This window comes from Brevibacillus sp. MCWH (genome assembly GCF_013096935.1).
Classification (GTDB): domain Bacteria; phylum Bacillota; class Bacilli; order Brevibacillales; family Brevibacillaceae; genus Brevibacillus; species Brevibacillus aydinogluensis.
Genome location: NZ_SDLF01000023.1, coordinates 40,779 through 63,095, shown reverse-complemented (window position 1 = coordinate 63,095; position 22,317 = coordinate 40,779). Strand labels below are relative to the sequence as shown.

At 58.6% G+C, this 22,317-nt stretch carries 21 protein-coding genes and 1 rRNA gene; 3 read left to right on the top strand and 19 right to left on the bottom strand.

The genetic code is table 11. The features are described from left to right. From ETC00_RS16955 to hprK, 17 genes are all read right to left on the bottom strand, one after another. A 16S ribosomal RNA gene (locus tag ETC00_RS16955) occupies nucleotides 1-107 on the bottom strand; the annotation flags it as partial. 336 nt (nucleotides 108-443) lie between these two features. After that, nucleotides 444-2,411 (bottom strand): TRAP transporter permease, encoded by a 1,968-nt coding sequence (locus tag ETC00_RS16950; RefSeq protein WP_230077449.1) that lies wholly within the window; start codon nucleotides 2,409-2,411, stop codon nucleotides 444-446. Next, nucleotides 2,412-2,915: a DUF1850 domain-containing protein gene (locus tag ETC00_RS16945; protein WP_171567307.1), complete on the bottom strand. Its 504-nt coding sequence runs from the start codon at nucleotides 2,913-2,915 to the stop codon at nucleotides 2,412-2,414. Between the two features lie 51 nt (nucleotides 2,916-2,966). Continuing rightward, nucleotides 2,967-3,965, bottom strand: a complete 999-nt coding sequence (locus ETC00_RS16940; RefSeq protein WP_371808917.1) for a TAXI family TRAP transporter solute-binding subunit — start codon at nucleotides 3,963-3,965, stop codon at nucleotides 2,967-2,969. A 198-nt stretch (nucleotides 3,966-4,163) separates the two neighbouring features. Then, nucleotides 4,164-5,540: a sigma-54-dependent transcriptional regulator gene (locus ETC00_RS16935; RefSeq protein ID WP_171567306.1), complete on the bottom strand. Its 1,377-nt coding sequence runs from the start codon at nucleotides 5,538-5,540 to the stop codon at nucleotides 4,164-4,166. Further along, nucleotides 5,515-7,455, bottom strand: a complete 1,941-nt coding sequence (locus ETC00_RS16930; protein WP_371808916.1) for a transporter substrate-binding domain-containing protein — start codon at nucleotides 7,453-7,455, stop codon at nucleotides 5,515-5,517. Before ETC00_RS16930 ends, ETC00_RS16935 begins: the two co-directional genes overlap by 26 nt. A 140-nt stretch (nucleotides 7,456-7,595) precedes the next feature. Continuing rightward, nucleotides 7,596-7,937, bottom strand: a complete 342-nt coding sequence (locus ETC00_RS16925) for a GNAT family N-acetyltransferase (RefSeq protein ID WP_171567304.1) — start codon at nucleotides 7,935-7,937, stop codon at nucleotides 7,596-7,598. 158 nt (nucleotides 7,938-8,095) lie between these two features. After that, nucleotides 8,096-8,761, bottom strand: a complete 666-nt coding sequence (gene hisIE / locus ETC00_RS16920; RefSeq protein WP_171567303.1) for a bifunctional phosphoribosyl-AMP cyclohydrolase/phosphoribosyl-ATP diphosphatase HisIE — start codon at nucleotides 8,759-8,761, stop codon at nucleotides 8,096-8,098. Then, complete coding sequence (gene hisF, locus ETC00_RS16915) at nucleotides 8,758-9,516, bottom strand: imidazole glycerol phosphate synthase subunit HisF (RefSeq protein WP_171567302.1); 759 nt, start codon at nucleotides 9,514-9,516, stop codon at nucleotides 8,758-8,760. The genes hisIE and hisF overlap by 4 nt, the downstream gene beginning before the upstream one ends. A 1-nt stretch (nucleotide 9,517) precedes the next feature. Then, nucleotides 9,518-10,255, bottom strand: coding sequence for a 1-(5-phosphoribosyl)-5-[(5-phosphoribosylamino)methylideneamino]imidazole-4-carboxamide isomerase (gene hisA / locus ETC00_RS16910; protein ID WP_171567301.1), 738 nt, complete (start codon nucleotides 10,253-10,255; stop codon nucleotides 9,518-9,520). Continuing rightward, nucleotides 10,252-10,869 carry an imidazole glycerol phosphate synthase subunit HisH gene (gene hisH / locus ETC00_RS16905; RefSeq protein WP_171567300.1) on the bottom strand — a complete coding sequence of 206 codons (618 nt, stop codon included), beginning with the start codon at nucleotides 10,867-10,869 and terminating at the stop codon, nucleotides 10,252-10,254. The genes hisA and hisH overlap by 4 nt, the downstream gene beginning before the upstream one ends. A 2-nt stretch (nucleotides 10,870-10,871) precedes the next feature. Further along, nucleotides 10,872-11,468, bottom strand: coding sequence for an imidazoleglycerol-phosphate dehydratase HisB (gene hisB / locus ETC00_RS16900; RefSeq protein WP_171567299.1), 597 nt, complete (start codon nucleotides 11,466-11,468; stop codon nucleotides 10,872-10,874). After that, entirely contained in the window at nucleotides 11,465-12,763 is a 1,299-nt protein-coding gene (hisD, locus tag ETC00_RS16895; RefSeq protein ID WP_171567310.1) for a histidinol dehydrogenase, read from the bottom strand. The genes hisB and hisD overlap by 4 nt, the downstream gene beginning before the upstream one ends. 39 nt (nucleotides 12,764-12,802) lie before the next feature. Beyond that, complete coding sequence (hisG, locus tag ETC00_RS16890) at nucleotides 12,803-13,444, bottom strand: ATP phosphoribosyltransferase (RefSeq protein ID WP_171567298.1); 642 nt, start codon at nucleotides 13,442-13,444, stop codon at nucleotides 12,803-12,805. Nucleotides 13,445-13,447: 3 nt separating this feature from the next. Next, entirely contained in the window at nucleotides 13,448-14,623 is a 1,176-nt protein-coding gene (locus tag ETC00_RS16885) for an ATP phosphoribosyltransferase regulatory subunit (RefSeq protein ID WP_171567297.1), read from the bottom strand. A 236-nt stretch (nucleotides 14,624-14,859) separates the two neighbouring features. Beyond that, nucleotides 14,860-15,360: an acyltransferase gene (locus ETC00_RS16880; RefSeq protein ID WP_171567296.1), complete on the bottom strand. Its 501-nt coding sequence runs from the start codon at nucleotides 15,358-15,360 to the stop codon at nucleotides 14,860-14,862. 24 nt (nucleotides 15,361-15,384) lie between these two features. Further along, complete coding sequence (hprK, locus tag ETC00_RS16875; protein ID WP_171567295.1) at nucleotides 15,385-16,320, bottom strand: HPr(Ser) kinase/phosphatase; 936 nt, start codon at nucleotides 16,318-16,320, stop codon at nucleotides 15,385-15,387. A 227-nt stretch (nucleotides 16,321-16,547) separates the two neighbouring features. On the opposite strand from hprK, the gene ETC00_RS16870 reads away from it, so the two are divergent. The 3 genes from ETC00_RS16870 to ETC00_RS20875 are packed head-to-tail and all read left to right on the top strand — an operon-like array spanning nucleotide 16,548 to nucleotide 18,651. Next, nucleotides 16,548-17,891: a sensor histidine kinase gene (locus ETC00_RS16870; RefSeq protein ID WP_171567294.1), complete on the top strand. Its 1,344-nt coding sequence runs from the start codon at nucleotides 16,548-16,550 to the stop codon at nucleotides 17,889-17,891. 17 nt (nucleotides 17,892-17,908) lie between these two features. Next, complete coding sequence (locus ETC00_RS16865) at nucleotides 17,909-18,520, top strand: accessory gene regulator ArgB-like protein (protein WP_171567293.1); 612 nt, start codon at nucleotides 17,909-17,911, stop codon at nucleotides 18,518-18,520. 2 nt (nucleotides 18,521-18,522) lie between these two features. After that, complete coding sequence (locus ETC00_RS20875; RefSeq protein ID WP_256379909.1) at nucleotides 18,523-18,651, top strand: hypothetical protein; 129 nt, start codon at nucleotides 18,523-18,525, stop codon at nucleotides 18,649-18,651. Between the two features lie 107 nt (nucleotides 18,652-18,758). On the opposite strand, the gene ETC00_RS16860 is transcribed toward ETC00_RS20875, so the two are convergent. Together ETC00_RS16860 and uvrA are read right to left on the bottom strand one after the other, a co-directional pair. Beyond that, nucleotides 18,759-19,412, bottom strand: a complete 654-nt coding sequence (locus ETC00_RS16860) for an HD domain-containing protein (protein ID WP_371808915.1) — start codon at nucleotides 19,410-19,412, stop codon at nucleotides 18,759-18,761. Between the two features lie 31 nt (nucleotides 19,413-19,443). After that, nucleotides 19,444-22,311 (bottom strand): excinuclease ABC subunit UvrA, encoded by a 2,868-nt coding sequence (uvrA, locus tag ETC00_RS16855; protein WP_171567292.1) that lies wholly within the window; start codon nucleotides 22,309-22,311, stop codon nucleotides 19,444-19,446. Nucleotides 22,312-22,317 lie beyond the last annotated feature (6 nt).

The following is a 22,317-nucleotide window of genomic DNA, read 5'->3' as shown; positions in this document are numbered from 1 at the left end:
TCCGCCGCTAACCTGTCTGGAGCAAGCTCCATACAGGTCCGCTCGACTTGCATGTATTAGGCACGCCGCCAGCGTTCGTCCTGAGCCAGGATCAAACTCTCCAATAAAGTTGAGTTGAATCGTTAGCTTTCAAAGAAAAGAATTGCTAGGCTCGTTCAACGCGTTCGCTGTTCAGTTTTCAAGGAGCATTTCGTGTCGAACATTTGCTACTATATCACATTCGACTTTTGAGAGTCAAGACCTTTTTTCTATCAATCTTCGAGATCTTTTCTCTCATTTCGTCACCGCTCATCGGCGACAAGGATTAATCTATCACATTGCAAATACAAAATCAAGGGTAATTTTAAAAGTTTTTTTGTCCCTTACAGATTGGGACAAAAGGCGCGTCCCCTCCTGATTCAATAGGAGAGGACGCGCCTGTTTAGGTTTGCATGCGAAAATTCTCAAGCCTGTATGGAAACGGCGCCGCGCATTTTGAAAAATTGATACATCAATACGGCGGCCAGCGCCACCAGTCCAGCGACCATGTAGACCGCTTCCGGGAAGATCAGCAGAACGCCGGCCCCGATCAAGACGAAGCGTATCGCCCAGTTCATTCTGGTGAAGAGATACCCTTCGGTGGCAGCAGCCAGCGCCAGAACGGCCAGAATGGTGGTGACGGCAGCAACGGTGATGTCCAACACGCTGGAGTTGAGAATCATCAGGCCCGGTTTGTAGATGAAAATAAACGGAACGATAAACCCGGCCAGGGCCAGCTTGCAGGAAATCCAGCCAGTCCGCTGCGGATCGGAACCGGCAATGCCCGCTCCGGCAAAAGCGGCCAGCGCAATGGGCGGCGTCAGATTGGCAATCGCCCCAAAGTAGAAAACAAACAGATGGGACGCCAGCGGATCGACGCCAAACGTGGACAGTGCCGGTGCGGCCATCGTCGCGGTGATGATGTAGCAGGGGATGGACGGCAGGCCAAGCCCCAGAATGATCGAGGCAATCATCGTGAAAAACAGCGTCATGAACAGGCTGCCCGAGCCCATCATCAGGATGATGTTGGCCAGTTTCAGGCCCAGTCCGGTGAGGCTGAACACGCCTACGGTAATCCCGACGGCCGCGCAGGCAGCGGCCACGCCCAGCGTATCGCGCACACCGGTTTCCAGCGCTGCCAGAATGTCGCGGAACCCCATCCGGCTGGACGGACGCAACGCAGCGATGATCACGGTAGCCACGATCGTCACTACCGCTACGAGCGTGGGCGTGTAGCCCATCATCAGCAGCACCACCAGCAGGATCAGGGGCAGCAGCAGATGTCCGCGCTCGCGCAGGACGTCCTTTACCTTTGGCAGTTCGTCCTTGCTCAGTCCTTGCAGGTTGTCGCGGTCCGCGCGCAGGTGCACCTGGACGAGCAGGCCAAAGTAATACATGATCGCCGGAATCAGCGCCGCGATGGCAATCGAGACGTACGGCACTCCCAGCGTCTCGGCCATGATAAAAGCAGCAGCTCCCATGACCGGCGGGAGGATTTGCCCGCCCACGGCAGCTGTTGCCTCCACTGCCGCAGCAAACTCCGGCTTGTAGCCGACGCGTTTCATCATCGGAATGGTAAACGAACCGGTCGTCACCACACTGGCTACAGCCGAGCCGTTGATCGATCCGTGAACCGCGCTGGCAATCACCCCTACTTTTGCCGGACCGCCCTTGCTGCTGCCGGCCAGAGCCAACGACAGATCGTTAAACAGCGTGCCCATGCCGGATTTGGAGAGAAACGCACCAAAGATGATGAACAAAATGATAAACGACGCGGATACCGAGATGGCGTCGCCAAAAATCCCTTCCGTCGTCACGTACATGTAGTTGAAAATATCGCTCAGCGTATACCCCCGGTGACCAAATTCGCCCGGCAGGTACGGACCAAGATAGGCGTACGCGACAAAAATGGCGGCCATCGCCGTCAGCTCCCAACCGGCCACGCGGCGGGACGCTTCCAGCACCAACAGACAAGTGATCGTGGCAAAGGTCACGTCAAGCGCAGATGGAATCCCTCCGCGGTTGACGATGTCCAGGTAATAGATAAAAATATAGCCGGCCGTGCCCAGCGACACTACGGCAAACACCGCATCCAGCAGCGACAGATGTTTGCGGGACGCCTTTTTTCGGCCCGGGTACAGCAAAAAAATAAGGCATAACACAATGGCCACATGCAGCGACCGATGCTTCAAGGTCACAAACGGAATCGCGTACGCGGCGTACAAGTGATACAGGGCAAAAGCGATCGCCACGCCGGAGACCAGGAGACGCAGCCACTTTTTCTCAAACACGCGGTAGCGTGCTTCCATGTCGTACTCCTCCAGGACAGCCTGGGCCTTGCTCTCGTTCAAGCGGATTTCCTCCTGGCTGGGCATGTTTGCCTGCGTGCTCACCTACACGTCACTTCCTTTCTGCTTCAAGCTGTATAAATACCGGTACCACCACGGAAACCACCTGACGGACAGTTCCAACGACGTACCCAGCGGCAATACGTCCGCCAAGTTCCACTGTTGGCCTCCTGCAGTCAGCTTGTAATCTTTCCGTGAGATGACATACAGGACACGATCCCGCTGTTCGTGCAAACCGGATACCGTGATCCATCCGTCGCGGACTGCGACAACCGCGTCGGCAAACGCGGCCGGAACGCCCGCTCCAAACGATTGAAACGAGGTTTCGGCCAGCTCCATGCCGCGCAGACCATGGACACGGTACGTTTCCCGCCACGGGGTCAGCTCCACCGAATGAACCCATTCGATTTCAAAGCGGTCGTCCATCCCGAGCGGTACCGCTCCGATGATGTCCTGCCGATGAAAGTCCTTCAGCAGCAAAAAGGGGTGGGGCCCTGTCAGGACGAGCCCCACAACGAGGAGGAACACGCGCATCGCCCATCTCTTCATGCCGTCATCCCTCCCTGCTCCCTGGCGAATCGGTTCACAACATTATCGGGATTAGTTGAGTGCGCCAATCTCCTTGAAGTATTTTTCGGCCCCCGGATGGAGCGGCACCACCAGATTGCTGCCCGCTTCCTTCGGTTCGATCTCCTTGGCCGCACTGTGGGCGCCCTTCAGCGTGTCGAAGTTTTCAAAGAACGTCTTGGTCAGCTTGTACACCTGATCGTCAGACAAGTCGCTGCGCACCAGCATCAGGTTGCGAATTGCAGCGGTCGGCACCGGCTGGTCGTTCTTGTACAGGCCCGCCGGAATTTCCGCCGACACGAAGAACGGGAACTGCTGCGCCATTTTCTCCACGTCTTCCTTGTTGATCGGCACGATCTCCACGTCCTTGGTGGTCATCAGGTCGATCACCGTGGAGTTCGGCAGCCCGGATGTAACGAAGGCGGCATCAATCGTGTTGTTCTTCAACTGCTCGACCGCCTCGGCGTACGAGAGGTAGTCCGCCTTGATGTCGTTGTAAGTGAGGCCGTGCCCGGCCAGCACCATCCGCGCGTTTACCTCCACCCCGGAGTTGGGAGCACCCACGCCGACGCGCTTGCCTTTCAGGTCAGCCACGGATTTGATGTTGCGGTCTTTCAGCGTGACGATCTGCACGTAGTTGAGATACAGGCCGGCCATGGCCTTCAGGTCCTTGATGGCGCCGGCATCCTTGAAGTTTTCCTGGCCATTGTAGGCAAACGATGCTACGTCTGACATGACAAACGCCATGTCCGCTTTTTTGGTCTTCAACAGGTTGATGTTTTCCACGGATGCGCCGGTGGATTGGACAGAGGCGTTGTAGCCCAGCTTGTCCTTGTAAATCTTGGCCATCGCACCGCCGAGCGTATAGTACGGACCGGAGCTTCCGCCGGTGGCGATGGTCAAAAACTTCTGCTCGGAACCGCCGCCGGATGCATTGTCTCCTCCCGGCGCAGGCGAAGATGGGCTGCTGCAGGCCGCCACGGAGAGCACCAGCAGCGCGGAAGACAAAATGTTCAGCATTTTTTTCAACACGAATATTCCCCCTTACGCGTTTTGCAACCGTTTACAATCTCTTTTAAAAGCAAATGGCGTGCCAACCGACACTCATGCCGAAACACAGCGAAATTTTGCCGTTTTCCTGCCGCCGCCTATAAAAAAAAAACCGGCAAAAAAATCCCGTCCATGCGGAATTTTTTGCCGGTTCGCCAAATTTTCCGGTTTTCTGATAAATTACGAGGTTGCCTCCGATTCCAGGTACTGTTTCAGTTTTTGCCGCAGCCCCCGCTCGCTGATGCCCAACTGATCCGCCGTCTTTTTCCGGTGTCCGCCGTTTTGCTCCAGGGTGTATAAAATGATCCGCCGCTCCGCCTCCTCCAGAGACATGCCGGCCGGGATCAGGACGCCCTCTTGTCCGGCAGGGACCGTCCGGCTGCCTGATGGCCGCTCACTGACGGAAAACGGCAGGTCTTCTGTCGTGATGATCTCCCCCTGCGAAAGGGCGACCGCGTACTCGACGATGTTGGCCAGTTCCCGCACATTGCCCGGATACGAATAGGCGTACAACCGTTTGAGCGCCTCCGGGCTGCACACTTTTTTCCCCTTGCCCAAATGGACGGCGTACAGGTCGAGAAAGTGCTCGATCAAAAGCGGGATGTCCTCGCGCCGCTCCCGCAGCGCCGGAGTGCGGATGGGAATGACGTTGAGACGGTAAAACAGGTCTTCGCGAAACGCTCCCCGGGCCACTTCCTCCTCCAGATTGCGGTTGGTGGCGGCGATAATGCGAATGTCCACCTCTTTTGCCTCGAAACCGCCGAGCGGCGTCACCGTTCGCTCCTGAATGACGCGCAGCAGCTTGGCCTGCAGGGCAAGCGGCATTTCCCCGATCTCGTCGAGAAACACCGTGCCGCCGTGTGAGCGCTCAAACAATCCGGCTTTGCGCTGAAACGCTCCGGTAAAGGCTCCCTTCTCGTAGCCGAACAGCTCGCTTTCCAGGAGCTGCTCCGGAATGGCGGCGCAGTTGACCACCGAAAACGGCGCGTGGCTGCGTATGCCCTGGAAGTGGATGGCCCGGGCCACCAGTTCCTTGCCCGTTCCGCTTTCACCGGTGATCAGGATGCTGGAGGTGATGTCCTTCACTTTTTCGATCAACTGGTAGAGCTTCAGCATCGGCTGGCTTTTGCCGATGATCCCGGCATACGACTGCTGCTGTTTGACCGCTTCGCTCAGCACCTTTACCTGTCGGTGCAGATGTTGATATTCCAGCGCCTTGTTCAACAGCAGCCTGACCTCGTCCAGGTGCAGCGGCTTGGTCAGGTAGTGGTAGGCACCAGCCTTCATGGCGGCGACGGAAGATTCGATCGTGCCGTACGCCGTCATTATGATCACGGTTACATCCGGTTTGACGCTTTTCAGCTTGGCGAGCAAATCCAAACCGGACGTGTGCCCCAGGTTCAAATCCAGCAGGACGCAGTCGATCGCTTCCTGCCGGACGACGGCCAGCGCGCTCGGCTCGTCTCCGGCTGTCCAGACCGTGTAGTCGTCTTCCAGCGCAAACGACAGCGAGGCGCAGATGGCCGGTTCATCATCCACGATGAGCAAGTTGGGCATGGCTCTCCTCCTTTTCCTGTCGTTCAAACCACAGCGTAAACGTGGTTCCCTTTCCCTTCGCACTGCTTGCCTCGATCCGGCCGCCGTGCTCCTGCATAAGCCTGTCGCTCAGGTAGAGCCCCAGGCCGATTCCCTGGGCTTTGGTCGTATAAAACGGCTGGAACAGGCGGGACAGCTCCTCCGTGTCCATTCCTTCCCCGGTGTCGCCCACTGCCAGTTCCACGCCGCCCGCCCTGCTGTCAGCGCGGATGGTCAAGTGCTTGCGGGGACTGGATGCCATCGCTTCCAGCGCATTCATCACCAGGTTGATCAGCACCTGCTTCACGCGAGCCCGGTCGGCCCGGATCACCAGTTCGCCAGGCACGTCCACGACCACCTCCACCTGCTCGCGCTCCAACCGTCTGGCAAACAGGCCCAGTACGGAGCCGACCAACTCCCGCAGATCGACGTTTTGCATTTGCAGCGGTTTGGCACGGGAGTAGTCCAGCAGGTCCTCCAAAATGCGGTTCATCCGCTCCATTTCTTCCGGCACGTACCGCAGCAGTTCCGCCCGGAAGCGCTCGTCGTCCAGCTTTTTGGGAAGCAGCTCGACAAATGTCTTGATCGCGGTCAGCGGATTGCGCAGTTCGTGGGCGATGCCTGCCACCAACTGGCCGAGCGCCCGCATCTTTTCCTGCGCGACCAGTTGGGCCTGCAGCCGCTTCTGCTCCGTTCGGTCCTGCAAGCTGACGATCCAGCCCACGTGCTCATGGGAGGCGTTGACAAACGGCGCCATGTAGTAGTGAAAGACGCGGATGGAGCCGGGCTCCCACTGAAACTCCCCTTCGTACTGACGAGGGGATAACTGCTCCAGCGGCGCCTCCAACGGCAATTGCGGTAAGAGGGAGGAGATGTGGCGGCCCAACACGCTGTCGGACAGGGACAGCATCCCGCGGGCCACCTGATTGACCAGCGTCACGTGGCCGCTCACGTCCAGCGAGAGGATGGCGCTCTCCGTGTTGTCCAGCACCTTGCGTTGAAACGCCAGCAAGTCGGCCAGTGCAGCCGTCTGCCGCCGCACTTCCTGCTGCAGCCGTTTGTTCCAGGTAAAAATGGTCACCAGCGTCACAACCACGATCGCCATCGCGATCACCAGGGCGATGACCAGTTTTCGCCACCAGTCGGTGACATGCAACGAATACGGTTCGAAGTACTGGCTGTACAACCGCGTATAGGTGCCGTCCCGATACAGCTGGTTCAGTCCTTTGTTCAGCTTGTCCAGCAGCGCGTAGTTGCCCTCCCGCACGGCGAAGGCGTAGTCGGTCGGGTTGATCAGACCGGAACGCATCTCAAAGTCGTCGCTTCTGCCCGCCTTGTCGAGAAAGTAGGCGGCGGTCCAGCGGTTTCCGATAAACGCGTCGGCTCTCCCCCGCATCAGATTGTCCAGGGCGTCCCGCTGGTTGAAGGAGACGAGCAGCTTCACTCTGCGGATGTCCTGCACCAGATCCATGCCGGTATTCCCCCGCTGCACCGCCACCACCTTGTCCTTCAAGTGGTTCAGGGTGTAGATCTCGTTGTCGTCCTTTGGAACCAGCAGCACCTCCGACATGGTGAAAAACGATTCGCTGAAGTCGACGACCTGATCGTACCGGCTGGTGTATTTCATCCCCAGCAGGACATCCGCTTTGCCGTGCAGCAGGTAGGAGACAGCATCCTCCCACTCCAGCGGCACGAACTCCAGCTCAAAGCCGTTTTGCTCGGCGATGGCCTGGATCAACTCGATGTTAAATCCGGAGACGTCGCCGTGTTCGTCCGTGTAGGAAAACGGAGGCAGCTCCTTGTCAAAGACGACCCTCAGCACGTCTCCGGCTGACGCATTCGCGGGGTACAGCCAGAGCACAGCCAGCAGGGCGATGGCCCACCATCGTCGGTTCACAGTGCTGTCCTCCTTCCGTCGCGTCGTCGTTTCCACGGCCGCCAATCGAAAAAGGCCCCTGCCTGGCAGAAGCCCCCATCGCAGCGGCGTGTTCTCCTGTAGGTGTCCTTCGTGCTGGTGCTTGATCGGTCCGTTGTTTGTCATCTCATCCGCCAAGTCCGACGCCTGTCCGATCTATCGATCCTGTCGTTCGTTTCCGTGGATCTGTCCGGCCGTTTGCGTTTGCCGAAAAAAATGCCGATATGCACGCCGTCCAGGGTGTAGACAGAAAATACGCACCCGCGCAAATTATCAGACGGAAGTGTGCTGCGCACGGCCTCTGCGTACATCGCCCGCAGCGATTCCAGCAGCAGGTTGCTGTACTCGACCGCCTCCGATCCGACCGCCCACTTGGCCACTTCCTCGTCGTATCGCCATTCAAACTGCCGCACCAGGTCCGCTTCCGTGACCGGCCGCAGTTCCACTCGCTCTCCTTTGATCAATTGGCCCCCCGCCTTTTGAAAAGATGTTTTGCGAAAGCGTTTGCAAATCCATTTGCGATATTTCTGATATGCTGCATGATCACCACACCTTTCCATTCGGAGGATGTTTTCATTCTAGCAAAAAACCACTCCCCGGCAAAGGGAGTGGTGATGTGGCGTCAACGTCTTCTTCGCAGTTCGGCCAGCACGTCGTCCAGCGGCAGCTTTTGCTCCCGCAAGAGAACCAGCAGATGGTAGATCAGGTCGGCCGCCTCGTAGCGCAGTTCGTCGTGGCTGTGGTTCTTGGCGGCGATGATCACTTCCGCCGCTTCCTCGCCCACTTTTTTCAAAATCTTGTCGACGCCCTTTTCAAACAGATAGGTGGTGTACGCCCCTTCCGGCCGTTCCGCCTCGCGGGAGGCAATCAGCTGCTCCAGTTCGTTCAGGATGGCAAACCGGTCAGGGACAGTCGTCTGATCTGCCCCCTCCGCCGCTTCCCCTCCGGACGCAATCGTTTGGCCAAAGCAGGTGTACGAACCGGTGTGGCAGGCGGGGCCGTTGGGTATGACCTGCACGACCAGGGCGTCTCCGTCACAGTCGTACCGCATGGACATAATCCGCTGGGTGTGGCCGGACGTAGCTCCTTTGTGCCACAGCTCTTGCCGCGAACGGCTCCAGAACCACGTCTCTCCTGTCTGAAGCGACTTTGCCAGCGACTCTTTGTTCATGTAGGCGAGCGTCAGCACCTCTTTGCTCACGGCGTCCTGCACGATGGCGGGAATCAGCCCGTTTTCATCAAAGCGCAGCTGCCCAAGCAGTTGCTCAAAGGAAACGGTTGGGGTCATGGCCGCACGACAACTCCTTTCGCAAGCAGGTACTCTTTGACCGCCTGAATCGATGTCTCTTCGTAGTGGAAGATGGACGCGGCCAGGGCGGCGTCTGCCTTGCCCTCCGTCAGCACGTCGTAGAAATGCTCCCGCGCGCCCGCGCCGCCGGACGCGATCACCGGAATGCCGACCGCCTCCGAGACCAGCCGTGTCAGCTGCACGCCAAAGCCTTTCTTTTCACCGTCGTCGTCCATGCTGGTGAGCAGGATCTCGCCGGCACCGAGCGCTTCCGCCTCCCGCGCCCATTCGATCACGTCCCGGCCCGCAGCGTTGCGTCCGCCGTGGGTGTACACTTCCCAGCGATCAGGGCCGACACGCCGGGCGTCGATGGCGACCACGATGCACTGCGAGCCGAACACGGTCGCCCCTTCGCGGATCAGCTCCGGCCGCAGCACGGCTGCTGTGTTGAGCGAGATTTTGTCGGCTCCGGCGCGCAGGATGCGCTTCATGTCCTCCACGCTGTTGATCCCGCCGCCGACGGTAAAGGGAATCGTGATGTTGGCAGCCGTCCGTTCGATCACGTCCACCATCGTCTTGCGCCCTTCATGAGAAGCGGAGATGTCGAGAAAAACCAGCTCGTCCGCCCCTTCTTCGCTGTACTTTTTCGCCAGCTCCACCGGGTCCCCGGCGTCCCGCAGACCGACGAACTGCACGCCTTTGACGACGCGGCCGTCTTTTACGTCCAGGCAGGGAATGATGCGTTTGGCCAGCATGCTACTCACGCTCCTCCATCCGGGATACCGCTTCCGCCAAGGTGAACGCGCCCGTGTAGAGGGCTTTGCCGACGATCGCCCCAGAGACGCCGTCCGCCGCGCAGGCTGCGAGCGTCAGCAGATCGTCGAGCGCGCTTACGCCGCCCGAAGCGATGACCGATTTGCCGGTGGCTTTCGCCAGCCCGGCGATCTCCTCCACGTTGGGTCCAGTCAGCGTGCCGTCCCGGGCGATGTCCGTGTAGATGAACGTCTCCGCTCCGTACGAGACGAGCCGCTTTGCCAGTTCCACCGCAGACACGTCCGTCGTGGTCAGCCAGCCGCGGGTGGCTACCATGCCGTTGCGGCAGTCCAGTCCGATCGCCACGCTGTTTTGGTACCGACTCAAAATCCGCTGTGTAAACGGCTCGTCCTCAATGGCCGCCGTGCCGAGAATCACGCGTGCGACCCCCGCCTCAAGATAGTCGGCAATCTGCTCTTCCGTGCGGATGCCGCCGCCCACCTGCACCGGTACCGGCACGGCGCGTGCGATCTCCTTGATCAGTTCGCCGTTGACCGGCTGCCCCGCCTTGGCCCCGTCCAGGTCGACCAGGTGCAGCCAGGACGCTCCCTGAGACACCCACTGGCGGGCCATCTCCAGCGGCGAATCAGCGTACACCGTCTCCTGAGCGTAATCGCCCTGGAACAGCCGTACGCATTTGCCGCCGCGAATATCAATCGCCGGGTAGATTGTAAATGTCATGCTTTTCCCCCCTCGCACTGTCCGGCAAAGTTGCGCAGCAACCGCATGCCGGTGTCGCCGCTCTTTTCCGGATGAAACTGCATGCCGAACACGTTGTCCCGCCCGACAATGGCGGTGACGTCCTGATGGTAGTCGCTGGTCGCCAACAGCACAGCCGGATCGCTCACCCGCACGTGGTAGGAGTGCACGAAGTAGACGTAATCCCCGCTGTTCACGCCTTCCAGGAGGGGATGCTCCTGCTTTACCTGCAGCTGGTTCCAGCCCATGTGCGGCACCTTGTAGTCGCCGCGAAAACGGACGGCCTCCCCGCCCAACAGAGAGAGACCGGCGTGCGTGCCGTGCTCTTCGCTTTTTTCAAACAACAGCTGCATGCCAAGGCAGATGCCGAGAACCGGCCGACCGGACGCCGCGTACGTGCGAATGCCCTCCTCCAGTCCAAGCCGGCGGATGTTGGTCATCGCGTCGCCAAACGCTCCCACCCCCGGCAGGATTACGCCGGCAAAGTCGTTCAGCCGCTCCGGGCGGGAGACAAACTCATAGGCGTACCCAAGCCGTTCCAGCGCTTTGCTCAAGCTGTACAAATTGCCCATGCCGTAGTCGATAATGCCGATCATCGTCACAAAACCCCTTTGGTGGACGGTACGCCTTTGACGCGCGGATCGATCGTCGTCGCTTCGTCCAGGGCGCGGCCGAGCGCTTTGAAAATGGCTTCAATCATGTGGTGCGTATTGTGGCCGTAGTGCAAAATGACGTGCAGGTTGATGCGCGCCTCCAGGGCGAACTTCCAGAGAAACTCGTGCACCAGCTCGGTGGGAAACTGCCCGACCACAGGCGACGGGTACGCCGCCCGGTACTCCAGGTGCGGCCGGTTGCTGATGTCGATGACCACCTGCGCCAGCGCGTCATCCATCGGCACGAAGGCGTTGCCGTAGCGCTTGATGCCCTTTTTGTCGCCCAACGCTTCGCGCAGCGCCTGGCCGAGGCAGATGCCGATGTCTTCGACGGTGTGGTGGTAGTCGATCTCGATGTCACCTTTTGCCTTCACGGTCAGATCAAAGTGACCGTGGCGGGTAAACAGGTCCAGCATGTGGTCGAGAAACGGCACGCCGGAATCCTGTCTGCTTTCTCCCGTGCCGTCAACGGCAAAGGAAAGGGCGATGTCCGTTTCGTTGGTCGTGCGCGCGATCTGCGCCGCCCGTCTGTTTTCACTCATGATTGGTCACGCTCCTGCTTTTCTTTGGTAAAGTCGTTGAGCCGCTCCAGAATGGCCCGTGCGTGAGCGGCCAGCCCTTCCTGTTCCGCGAGGGTGACGATTTTATGGCCGTGCTCGCGCAGGTCCCGTTTGCTGTAGGACACCACGCTCGATTTTTTCACAAAGTCGTCCACCGACAGCGGTGAAGAGAAACGGGCCGTGCCGTTGGTGGGGATGACGTGGTTGGTGCCGGCAAAATAGTCCCCGACCGGCTCCGAGCTGTACGGTCCGAGGAAAATAGCCCCGGCGTTTTCCACCTTGCCCAACTGGTCAAACGGGTTGTCGATCAACATCTCCAGGTGCTCGGGGGCGAGCCGGTTCACCACCGCAAAGCCCTCGTCCAGATCGTTCACCAGCAAAATGGCGCCATAATCGCGCAGCGCCGCTTCGGCGATGTGACGGCGGGGCAGCTCGGCCAGCTGCCGCTCCACTTCCTGCGCCACTGCTTCTGCCAGCGTGCGGGACGGCGTCACCAGCACGGCGGCCGCCATTGGATCGTGCTCTGCCTGGGACAGCAGGTCAGCAGCCACGTAACGCGGGTTGGCCGTCTCGTCAGCCAATACGACGATCTCGCTCGGGCCGGCCACCATGTCGATGCTGACCAGGCCAAACACCTCCCGTTTCGCCAGCGCCACAAAAATGTTTCCCGGCCCGACGATTTTGTCCACCGGCTTGATTTGCGCGGTGCCGTAGGTAAGCGCAGCGATCGCCTGCGCGCCGCCCACCTTGTAGATTTCGTGTACGCCGGCGATACTGGCAGCGACCAGAATCGCCGGATTGATCCGGCCATCCGCTCCCGGCGGAGTGACGATGACCACTTCCGGGACGCCGGCGATCTTGGCGGGAATGGCGTTCATCAGCACGCTGGACGGATAGGCGGCTGTTCCGCCGGGTACGTACAGACCGACGCGCTTCAGCGGCCGGACAATCTGCCCCAGCACGGTGCCGCTTTCCTTGGCGGTAAACCACGACTGGCGCACCTGCCGCTGGTGAAAATCGCGGATGTTGGCCGCCGCTTCCGTCAGCGCAGCTTTCACCGCAGGGGCCACCAACGCCTCCGCCTCGGCGAATTCCGCCTCGCTTACCCGAAAGTTCTCCAGCCGGACCTTATCAAACTGCTCCGTATACGCCCGGACAGCCTCGTCTCCCCGCTCCCGTACATCGGCCAAAATGGTCCGCACCGCTTCCTGCTGTTCGCGTGTTCCCGCTTCCACCGATCGTTTCGCGTCGAACTGATTGGCTTGCACAATTCGCATCATTGCCGGTTACCTCTCCTTTCCTGTCGTTGGGGGGCTTTAGCGGGGGATCGCCTCCCAGAATTTTTGCGCGATGTCGTCCACGGCCTCGCTCTTCATCCGGTAGCTGGCCCGGTTGGCGATCAGACGAGTGGTGATGTCGCAGATGTGTTCCAGTTCCACCAGCCCGTTTTCTTTTAGCGTCCGGCCGGTGGAGACGATGTCCACGATCCTGTCCGCCAACCCGATCAGCGGGGCCAGTTCGACGGAACCGTTCAGCTTGATCACCTCGACCTGCTGCCCCTGCTCGCGAAAATAGCGGGAGGCGATACGCGGGTACTTGGTGGCAACGCGGGGCGCCTCCGTCTGTCTCCAGCCGGGCAGGCCGGCCACCACCATGCGGCAGCGGCCAATGCGCAAATTAAGAAGTTCGTACACGTCCCGCTCCTCTTCCAGCAGCACGTCTTTGCCCACCACCCCGACATCGGCCACGCCGTATTCCACGTAGGTGGGCACATCTGTCGGCTTGGCCAGGATAAACTCCAGACTGGTGTTTTCGACCGGGATGATCAGTTTGCGGGAATCCTGCAGTTCCCCCGTCACCTGCAAGCCGGCCTGCTGCAAAAAGTGAACCGCTTCCTCAAAGATCCGCCCTTTCGGCATGGCAATCGTCAATTTTTGCGCATTGTCGGAAAAACTCATCTCCTACTCCCCCTGTTCCGTAAGGCAGATAAACTCGCCGTCGGCCTGCTCCCGGCACAACGCCGCCTCCGCCTGGTCGCGCACCAACCGCGTCACGACGACCCGCCCCTCCTGACGCAGCCGCTGCGCCTCGGCAAGCCCGTCCTTGCGCCGTCCTTCCGTGTAGCAGAGCAGCACAGGCGGCTGTTCCGGCGACGGGGCCAGCGACGTCACCTGCATCAGCCGGTCCATTTTAATGGCAAACCCGGTCGCCGGCGCAGGTCGTCCAAACTGGGCCAGCAGATGGTCGTAGCGGCCGCCTCCCACCAGCGGCGAGCCCAGATCGGCAGCATATCCCTCAAACACGACACCCGTGTAGTAGTCCAGATTGCTGATCAGGTTGAAATCAAGCAGCAGCGCATCGGTCACGCCGTACGCCTCCAACGCCTCCCACAGTGCCGAGATATTCTCGACCGCCCGGCGCGCTTTGCCGTTTGTCGTCAGCTCGCGGGCTTCGTCAATCTTGCCTTTGCCCCCGCGCAGCCGCAGCAGCGCATGCAGGCGGCGACGGTCTTCCGCCGCGATGTCCAATTCGTCGGCCAACTGCCGGAATCCGACAAAATCCCGTTCGTACAGGAACCGGCGGAACTGGTCGCGCACCGTCTCGTCCGGCACCGTCTCCTCCAGCAGTCCCTCGACAAAATCAACATGGCCGATTGCGATCCGGAACGTCTCCACCCCGGCCGCACGCATACAGAACACGGCGAGGGCAATCGCCTCCGCGTCAGCGTCCACGCTCCCGTCTCCGACCAGTTCGATGCCCGTCTGGAAAAACTCCGCGTTGCGGCCCGCTTCCTTTTCCTGGGCGCGAAATACGTTCGTCTGGTAGTACAGGCGAATCGGCAGCGGCACGTCCTTGTACAAGGAAGACACGACGCGGGCAATCGGCGTCGTCATGTCCGGCCGCAGCACGACCGTGTGGCCCTGTTTGTCCAGCAGCCGAAACATCCGATCGGTCAGCGTCGCGCTCGCCATCCCCACTGTGTCGAAATATTCCAGCGACGGGGTGACGATCTCCCGGTATCCCCACCGTTCAATGCACTGCCGCAGCGCCCGCTCCAAATGCCGTTGTCTCGCCAGTGATTCCGGCAGTATGTCCCGCATCCCCAGCGGTTTTTCAAATCCCAACGGCTTTGTCATCGCTCTTCCCTCCACACCGATTTTGCTTTACTCTGCTAATATGGTAGCAAACTAAAGTGTTATGTAGAAGATTATCACGGAACCCCCTGACCGTCAACCGCAACAGGAATTATCAAGCAATTCAGTCATCTTACCCCGCAACGTGCGCATCTTCCGAAAAAAACAGCACAAAAAGCCCCGGACGCTCTGTTCACGACACAGCGTTCGGGGCTTCAGACGAAACAATTATTCCGCGACTACTCCGGCCGATCGGTACTTGCTTCCCGAATGATCTGCATCGGATTGCCGCCGACAAACGCACCGGGGGGAACGTCCTTGTGCACGACGGTACCTGCGGCGACAATTGCTCCATCGCCGATCGTCACGCCCGGCAGAATGGTGGAGTTGGCTCCCACCAGCACGCGGTCACCGATGCGCACTTCGCCCAGCCGGTATTCATCCACCAGGTATTCGTGGGCAAGGATCGTGGTGTTGTAGCCGATGACACAGTTGCGGCCGATTTTGATCAGCTCAGGAAACATGATGTCCATCATCACCATCAGGGCCACAGCTGTTTGCTCCCCCACCTCCATGCGCAAAAAGGTCCGATAGAGCCAGTTTTTCCAGGAGAGAAACGGCGTATAGCGGGCAATCTGAATCACGAGAAAGTTTTTGACCACTTTCCAAAAACTCACAGTCCGATACAACTGCCACAACGAGTTGGCCCCGTGGACGGGAAAACGCCTGGTCTGTCTCATCTGCTTGTCCTTTTGCCTCGCCTTCTACAAGTCGGAATCGCTGTCTTCCAGGATCATGTCAGACTGCTTCTTGGAAAAGTGGACGGCAGCATTGTAGCCCATCCGCTTCAAACGGAAATTCATCGCCGCCACCTCGATGATGACGGCCAGATTGCGTCCAGGGCGGACAGGCACGGTGATGATCGGGATTTCCGTGTCCATGATCTTGATCTTTTCCTCATCCAGTCCCAACCGCTCGTACTGCTTGTGCGGTTCCCACAGTTCCAGCTGGACCACCATGGCAATGTTCTTGACATTGCGCACAGCCCCGGCACCAAACATCGTCATCACGTTGATGATCCCGACCCCGCGGATCTCCAGCAGATGCTGAATCAGCTCGGGGGCACTGCCGACCAGTTGGCCGCCCTGGGTCTGGCGAATCTCCACGGCGTCATCCGCCACCAAGCGGTGCCCCCGCTTCACCAGCTCCAGCGCCGCCTCGCTTTTGCCAATCCCGCTGGAACCGATAATCAGCACGCCCACCCCGTAAATATCGGTGAGCACGCCATGGATTGTCGTCGTCGGCGCCAGCCGGTTTTCCAGGTAATTGGTCACTTTTCCGACCAGAGTGGTCGTAGCCAGCGGGGATTGCAGCACGGGAACGCCGCGTTCGTTGGAGACCATCAGCACTTCTTCCGGGACCGGCTGGTTGCGCGTCACACAAAAACAGGGTGTCCGCTCCTGCATCAAAAAGCGCATCCGTTCCAGCCGTTCTTCCCGGCTCAACGTCTGAAAAAAATTGATTTCCGTCAAGCCGAGGAGTTGGATCCGCTCGTCCGCGTAATAGGAATAGTAGCCGGCGAGTTGCAGTCCCGGCCGGCTTAAATCCGTCACGGTAATCTCCCGGCCCAGCCCCTCCTCACCGCTTAATACTTTCATTTGGAAATGCTCTGCGAGATGACTCACTTTAGTCTTGCGCACGTTTGATCCCCCTTGGGCAAATCCTCGTCCTGTTCTTGTAAGTTCATTGTAGCGAAACCGCCGCCGACACGACAACTCTTGACCGAAGACGGAATTGTCCGATCATTTACATTTTTCGACTTATTTCATAAGATAGAAATGATGCCGCTCTGGCGTGTTATATATATTATTATAGAAGCAATACATTCAGTTACATACCCTGGTCAAGATTGAAAGGAGGCAAGACCTTGGAGTTCCTCTTGCGATTCGTACTTATTGACGTACCCGAAGCCTTCCTATTGCTGGCCATAGGTTTTGCCATCTTCAATCGCTCTGTCTTCGAAGATTGGAAAAAAGCCTTGTTATTCAGCATGCCGTTTTCCGCTCTCGGCGAAATGCTGGGCTTGTTGCAGGTCGCGTATCAACCGAAAATCTTGTTGATGTTTCTTTTTTTCATTCTCTTGCTGCGTGTTGTTTACCACACGAAGCTGCTGCCGTCCGTAGCGATGGCGACGATCGCCTTGGGCAGCACGATCGTGGCGGAATTTGTTCTCATCTTGATCTTTAACAGTCAACAAATCTACTGGATCGACATCCTGGAAGGAAAGTGGTTGCAGTACGTCGGCAGTTTACTCTATTTGCTCGTCCTGTTCCTGTTTTGCAGTATCATGCGCGTGCTAAAAGTAGACCTGGGACGGCTCATCCCCCGACATCGGCACAACCGCTACCTGTTCATGCTGATTCTGATGGGCAGCGTCGAGTTTTTGCTGATCCTGTTTATGAATACGTCCTTTTTCATCCGGGACAACAACTCGCCGCTCTTCCAATTTTACACGCCCCAATTTCAATTGGTCTTTCAGCTTTTTATTTTGGCCTTTTTTATCGTCATCGTGATTTTGTTCCGAATTTATATCAATTTGACGATCAACCGTGTGGAAGAAGAGACGGAAACGCCCTATTTGCAAAACATAAACGACCTGCTGACGGCCATCCGTTCGCTCAAACACGATTCACTCAACCATTACACGGCGATCAACGGTTTTATCAAAGAAGGATTGTTCGATCACGCTCGCGAATATGTACAGCACATCCTGAAGGAGACCGTCTCCATCGAACAGGCGGCGGAGGCGAGCGTTCAGGTGCTGAAAGGCATCAAAAATCCCGCAGTCTGTTCCCTGCTTCAGTCCAAAATGGCAGTCTGTCTGGCCGAACGGATCTCGTGTACCATTACCATCTCCGGCTCCGGTCAGTTTTCGTTTATCAAGACCTACGACTTGATCAAGATCCTGGGCAATCTGTTTGACAATGCCATTCGGGCCACCTCCCACGAGTTGGAGGAGGATCGTTACATACATTTCGAGTGGGGGCAGACCAAACGGGAACAATACCTGTACATCGAAAACAGCGGTCCGACAATCCCAAAAGAAAAACTGCAGGAAATCTTTCAACTGGGCTATACCACGAAAAAGGACGGTGAGGGCGGAGTCGGTCTGGCGGTGGTCAAATCAGTGACCGAACGCTACGGCGGCAAGATTGCAGTAAAGTCTGAGAATGGCGTGACCAGTTTCCGCATTTCCTTTCTCTCCAGATAAATCAAGGAGGGGTGCTGATGGGTTGGACCCGAAACGTATCCAATCGCATCGCCAAACGCCTGACCATGGAAGGTTCGCCTTATACGGCGGGCCAAATTTCCCACGGCATCGAGATTTTTCTGCTCAATCTGATCAATGCCGCCGTGCTGTTGCTCGCAGCCTGGCTGTTGGGAATCTTCCTGGAAACCCTGTGTTTTTCCCTGGTTCTTTTCCTGCATCGCGTGATTACCGGGGGCGTCCACTTGAAAAATCCGTGGACATGCCTGATCGTCGGCCTGCTGATAATGCTGGGGGGCGGCTATCTGGTCAAACACTTCCCGCTGCTCCCCCTACCAGCGGCCTATGCGCTGATCCTGCTCGGGTTTGGCACGGCGTTTGTCATCTACTATCGACACGCACCCGCTGCGCACAGCTACGTCAACTATCAGCCAAGCGTTAAGCAAACAAGCAGAAAAGTTGCATTCAGTCTGCTGGGATGCGCTTGCATTATATCGTTCGTACTGGTAGAATTATCCTATAGACTAGCAATGACCTACACACTGGCTGTATTTCTTCAGTCCTTGTTGCTCCATCCGGTAGCATTCCGGTTGGTAGCCCGCCTGGAAACAACCATTTTGAAAGGGTGGTAGTGATGAAGAAACTCGTAAAGCTGACGTGTGGTTTTTTTGCTTCCCTGTCAGCACTGAATCTTGCTGGCATTCTGAAAGTTGGCGTCTTTTATGAACCGCTTCCCCCGGAACAACGAGAAAAACTGGTATAGTTCATATACAGAAGCAGGTCCACTCGCTGCACGAGTGGACCTGTTTTTTCATTCGCGTTATCTTGTTCGCAGGTTGAGAAAGCATCTACGGACCGGCTGTCCGTTGTTCACCGCTTCCCGCGCAATTCCTGCTCCCATCGCTCAAAAAATTGCACCATGAAGCGGTGCCGCTCTTCGGCAATCCGCCGGGCAGCCGGTGTCATCAGCTTGTCCTTCAAGCGGCTCAACTTCCACTCGAATTCCTTTGCCGGTGTGTGCTGGTCAGGGTCGTCGGAATGGATCGGCTGACCGATTACCCCGGAATAAGCAAATGCTCGAGCCACGCCGATCGCACCGATGGAATCCAGTTTGTCGGCATCAAACAAAATCTGCTCTTCCCTCGTCACTGGCAGTCTGTCCTTGCGATAGCGGTGAGCGAGAATCGCGCTCTGGATGCGGGCAATCACACCCTCGTCCATCCCTTCGTCGCGCAACAGCACAGCTGCTTCACGCGCGCTGATTTCCGCGTGGCACTCTCCGGTCCGCTTCTCCTCGGCACGGCCAATGTCGTGCAGGAGCGCGGAGAGACGAAGGACGGTCATGTCCGCTCCTTCCTCCCGTCCGATTCGCTCGCACAGGGCGATCACCCGCAGATTGTGCTGCCAGTCGTGGGCCGGGTCCTGTCCGTCAAAATAGCGCCGCGCCGTTTCCACCAGCCGCGGCGGCAGCGAAGCCAACGCCTCTGCCGCGTACCCCATGCTCTCCTCGCCCCTTTGGTTCATGCGATCCGGTTCCGCCCGGACTGCACCGCTCTTATTTGGTAACCAACTGCTCCAGCTTGGCCAGCGTCCGGGCGCGGTCCCGCTCCAGGATCGGCTTGAGGAACTGACCCGTGTACGATTCCGGCACTTCCGCCACTTCCTCCGGCGTCCCCGTGGCGACGATCTGACCGCCGCGCGTGCCGCCCTCCGGCCCCAGGTCGATAATGTAATCCACCGTCTTGATCACGTCCAGGTTGTGTTCGATCACAAGCACGGTATCGCCATTCTCCACCAGCCGCTGCAGCACTTTCAGCAGCCGGTCGATGTCGTCCGTATGCAGCCCGGTCGTCGGTTCGTCGAGAATGTACAGCGTCCGTCCGGAACTGCGGCGATAGAGTTCCGACGCCAGTTTGACGCGCTGCGCTTCCCCGCCGGAGAGGGTCGTGGCCGGCTGTCCCAGCTTCATGTAGCCAAGCCCCACGTCCACCAGCGTTTGCAGCTTGCGCTCAATCCGCGGCTGGTTGCGGAAAAACTCCAACGCGTCCTCGATCGTCATCTCCAACACGTCAGCGATGCTCTTGCCCTTGTACTTCACTTCCAGCGTCTCGCGGTTGTACCGCTTGCCGTGGCACACCTCGCACGGCACGTACACATCAGGCAGAAAGTGCATCTCAATCTTGATGATCCCGTCGCCGCTGCACGCTTCACAGCGGCCGCCCTTGACGTTAAAGCTGAACCGTCCCTTTTTGTAGCCGCGCACCTTTGCCTCGTTGGTGGAGGCGAACAAGTCGCGGATGTCGTCAAACACCCCGGTGTAGGTGGCCGGGTTGGAGCGCGGCGTGCGGCCGATCGGCGACTGGTCGATGTCAATTACCTTGTCCAGGTGTTCCAGACCGGTGATGCGTCGATGTTCGCCCGGCTTCGCCTTGGCCCCGTTGAGCTCGCGTGCCAGCGCCTTGTGCAGGATCTCGTTGACCAGCGTGCTTTTTCCCGAGCCGGAGACGCCTGTCACCGCGACAAACATTCCCAGCGGAATTTTCACGGAGATATTTTTCAGGTTGTTTTCCTTGGCTCCTTCCACCGTCAGCCACTTGCCGTTGGGCTTGCGTCGCTCCAGCGGCACCGCGATGAACTTGCGCCCGCTCAGGTAGGCGCCTGTCAGCGAGTTGGGGTCATTCATCACTTCTTCCGGCGTGCCGGCAGCGACCACTTGGCCGCCGTGAATCCCCGCCCCAGGGCCGATGTCGATAATGTAATCGCAGGCGAGCATCGTGTCTTCGTCGTGCTCCACCACAATCAGCGTGTTGCCCAGCTTGGTCATGTGCTCCAGCGTCCGGATCAAGCGGGCGTTGTCCCGCTGATGCAGACCGATGCTCGGCTCGTCCAGGATGTAGAGCACACCCATCAGGCTGGAGCCGATCTGGGTCGCCAGGCGAATGCGCTGCGCCTCTCCGCCGGAAAGCGACCCCGCCGCCCGGCTGAGCGTCAGGTAATCCAGTCCCACGTCGATCAAAAAGCTCAGCCGGGACTTGATCTCCTTGATAATCAGGTTGGCGATCTTGGCCTCTTTTTCACTCAGCTCCAGGTTTTCGATGTACTGGTACGCCTCCGTAATCGACAGGTCGGTCAGCTCGGATATGCTTTTGCCGCCGACGCGCACCGCCAGGCTCTCCGGCCGCAGCCGATGCCCTTTGCAGACAGGGCAGGACTTCTGGCTCATATAGCCCTCAATCTGCTCGCGGATGTGGTCGGAGCTGGTCTCCAGGTGGCGCCGCTGCAGGTTGGGGATGACCCCTTCAAAGGCGATCGTTGCTTCCCGTACCTGGCCAAACTCGTTTTCGTAGCGGAACTGGATTTTTTCCCCCTGGCTGCCGTACATCAGGATTTGCCGATGCTCGTCGGGCAATTCCTCGTACGGAATGTCCATGCTGATGCCAAAGTGGCGGCAGGCGGATTCCAGCAGCTGCTGATAGTAGGTGGACGACTTCGGCTCCCACGCTTCAATGGCGCCCTCGGCCAGCGTCTTGGTCACGTCCGGCACGACCAGGTCCGGGTCCACTTCCAGCTTGACGCCCAGCCCGTCACACTCCGGGCATGCGCCAAACGGGCTGTTGAATGAAAACATGCGCGGCTCAAGCTCTCCGATGGAAAAGCCGCACACGGGGCATGCATGCTTTTCGCTGAACAGGAGCTCTTCCTGCTCGATCACGTCGACGATTACCTTGCCGTCCGCCAGGCGCAGCGCTGTCTCCAGCGAGTCGGCCAGCCGGGCCTGTACGTCGGGCTTGACCACGATCCGGTCGACAACGACCTCGATGTTGTGCTTTTTGTTTTTCTCAAGCTTGATCTCTTCGGACAGGTCACGAATCTCCCCGTCCACCCGTACACGGACAAATCCCTGCTTGCGGATGTCCTCCAGGAGCTTGGCATGCTCTCCTTTCCGCCCCTGCACCATCGGGGCGAGAATCTGCAGACGGGTGCGTTCCGGATACTCCATCACCCGGTCCACCATCTGCTCGATCGTCTGCGACTTGATCTCAATTCCGTGTTCCGGACAAATCGCCCGCCCCACGCGGGCATACAGCAGCCGCAGATAATCGTAGATTTCCGTCACGGTGCCCACTGTGGAGCGCGGGTTGCGGCTGGTCGTCTTCTGGTCGATGGAGATGGCCGGGGACAGCCCTTCGATTGAGTCCACGTCCGGTTTGTCCATCTGTCCGAGGAACTGGCGGGCGTACGCAGAGAGGGATTCCACGTAGCGCCGCTGACCTTCGGCGTAAATCGTGTCAAACGCAAGCGACGACTTCCCGGAACCGGAGAGTCCCGTCAGTACGACGAACTTGTCCCGGGGGATGACGACGTCGATATTTTTTAGGTTGTGGGCGCGAGCGCCTTTTACTACGATGTTTTCCAATGGCATGTACAT

What these genes read in the sequence shown, in the direction of transcription:
- ETC00_RS16945 (WP_171567307.1), bottom strand. Translation starts at nt 2,915, where the DNA reads ATGAAGAGATGGGCGATGCGCGTGTTCCTCCTCGTTGTGGGGCTCGTC.
- ETC00_RS16935 (WP_171567306.1), bottom strand. Translation starts at nt 5,540, where the DNA reads ATGCCCAACTTGCTCATCGTGGATGATGAACCGGCCATCTGCGCCTCG.
- hisIE (WP_171567303.1), bottom strand. Translation starts at nt 8,761, where the DNA reads ATGACCCCAACCGTTTCCTTTGAGCAACTGCTTGGGCAGCTGCGCTTT.
- hisF (WP_171567302.1), bottom strand. Translation starts at nt 9,516, where the DNA reads ATGCTGGCCAAACGCATCATTCCCTGCCTGGACGTAAAAGACGGCCGC.
- hisA (WP_171567301.1), bottom strand. Translation starts at nt 10,255, where the DNA reads ATGACATTTACAATCTACCCGGCGATTGATATTCGCGGCGGCAAATGC.
- hisH (WP_171567300.1), bottom strand. Translation starts at nt 10,869, where the DNA reads ATGATCGGCATTATCGACTACGGCATGGGCAATTTGTACAGCTTGAGC.
- hisB (WP_171567299.1), bottom strand. Translation starts at nt 11,468, where the DNA reads ATGAGTGAAAACAGACGGGCGGCGCAGATCGCGCGCACGACCAACGAA.
- hisD (WP_171567310.1), bottom strand. Translation starts at nt 12,763, where the DNA reads ATGCGAATTGTGCAAGCCAATCAGTTCGACGCGAAACGATCGGTGGAA.
- hisG (WP_171567298.1), bottom strand. Translation starts at nt 13,444, where the DNA reads ATGAGTTTTTCCGACAATGCGCAAAAATTGACGATTGCCATGCCGAAA.
- ETC00_RS16885 (WP_171567297.1), bottom strand. Translation starts at nt 14,623, where the DNA reads ATGACAAAGCCGTTGGGATTTGAAAAACCGCTGGGGATGCGGGACATA.
- ETC00_RS16880 (WP_171567296.1), bottom strand. Translation starts at nt 15,360, where the DNA reads ATGAGACAGACCAGGCGTTTTCCCGTCCACGGGGCCAACTCGTTGTGG.
- ETC00_RS16865 (WP_171567293.1), top strand. Translation starts at nt 17,909, where the DNA reads ATGGGTTGGACCCGAAACGTATCCAATCGCATCGCCAAACGCCTGACC.
- ETC00_RS20875 (WP_256379909.1), top strand. Translation starts at nt 18,523, where the DNA reads ATGAAGAAACTCGTAAAGCTGACGTGTGGTTTTTTTGCTTCCCTGTCA.
- ETC00_RS16860 (WP_371808915.1), bottom strand. Translation starts at nt 19,412, where the DNA reads ATGAACCAAAGGGGCGAGGAGAGCATGGGGTACGCGGCAGAGGCGTTG.
- uvrA (WP_171567292.1), bottom strand. Translation starts at nt 22,311, where the DNA reads ATGCCATTGGAAAACATCGTAGTAAAAGGCGCTCGCGCCCACAACCTA.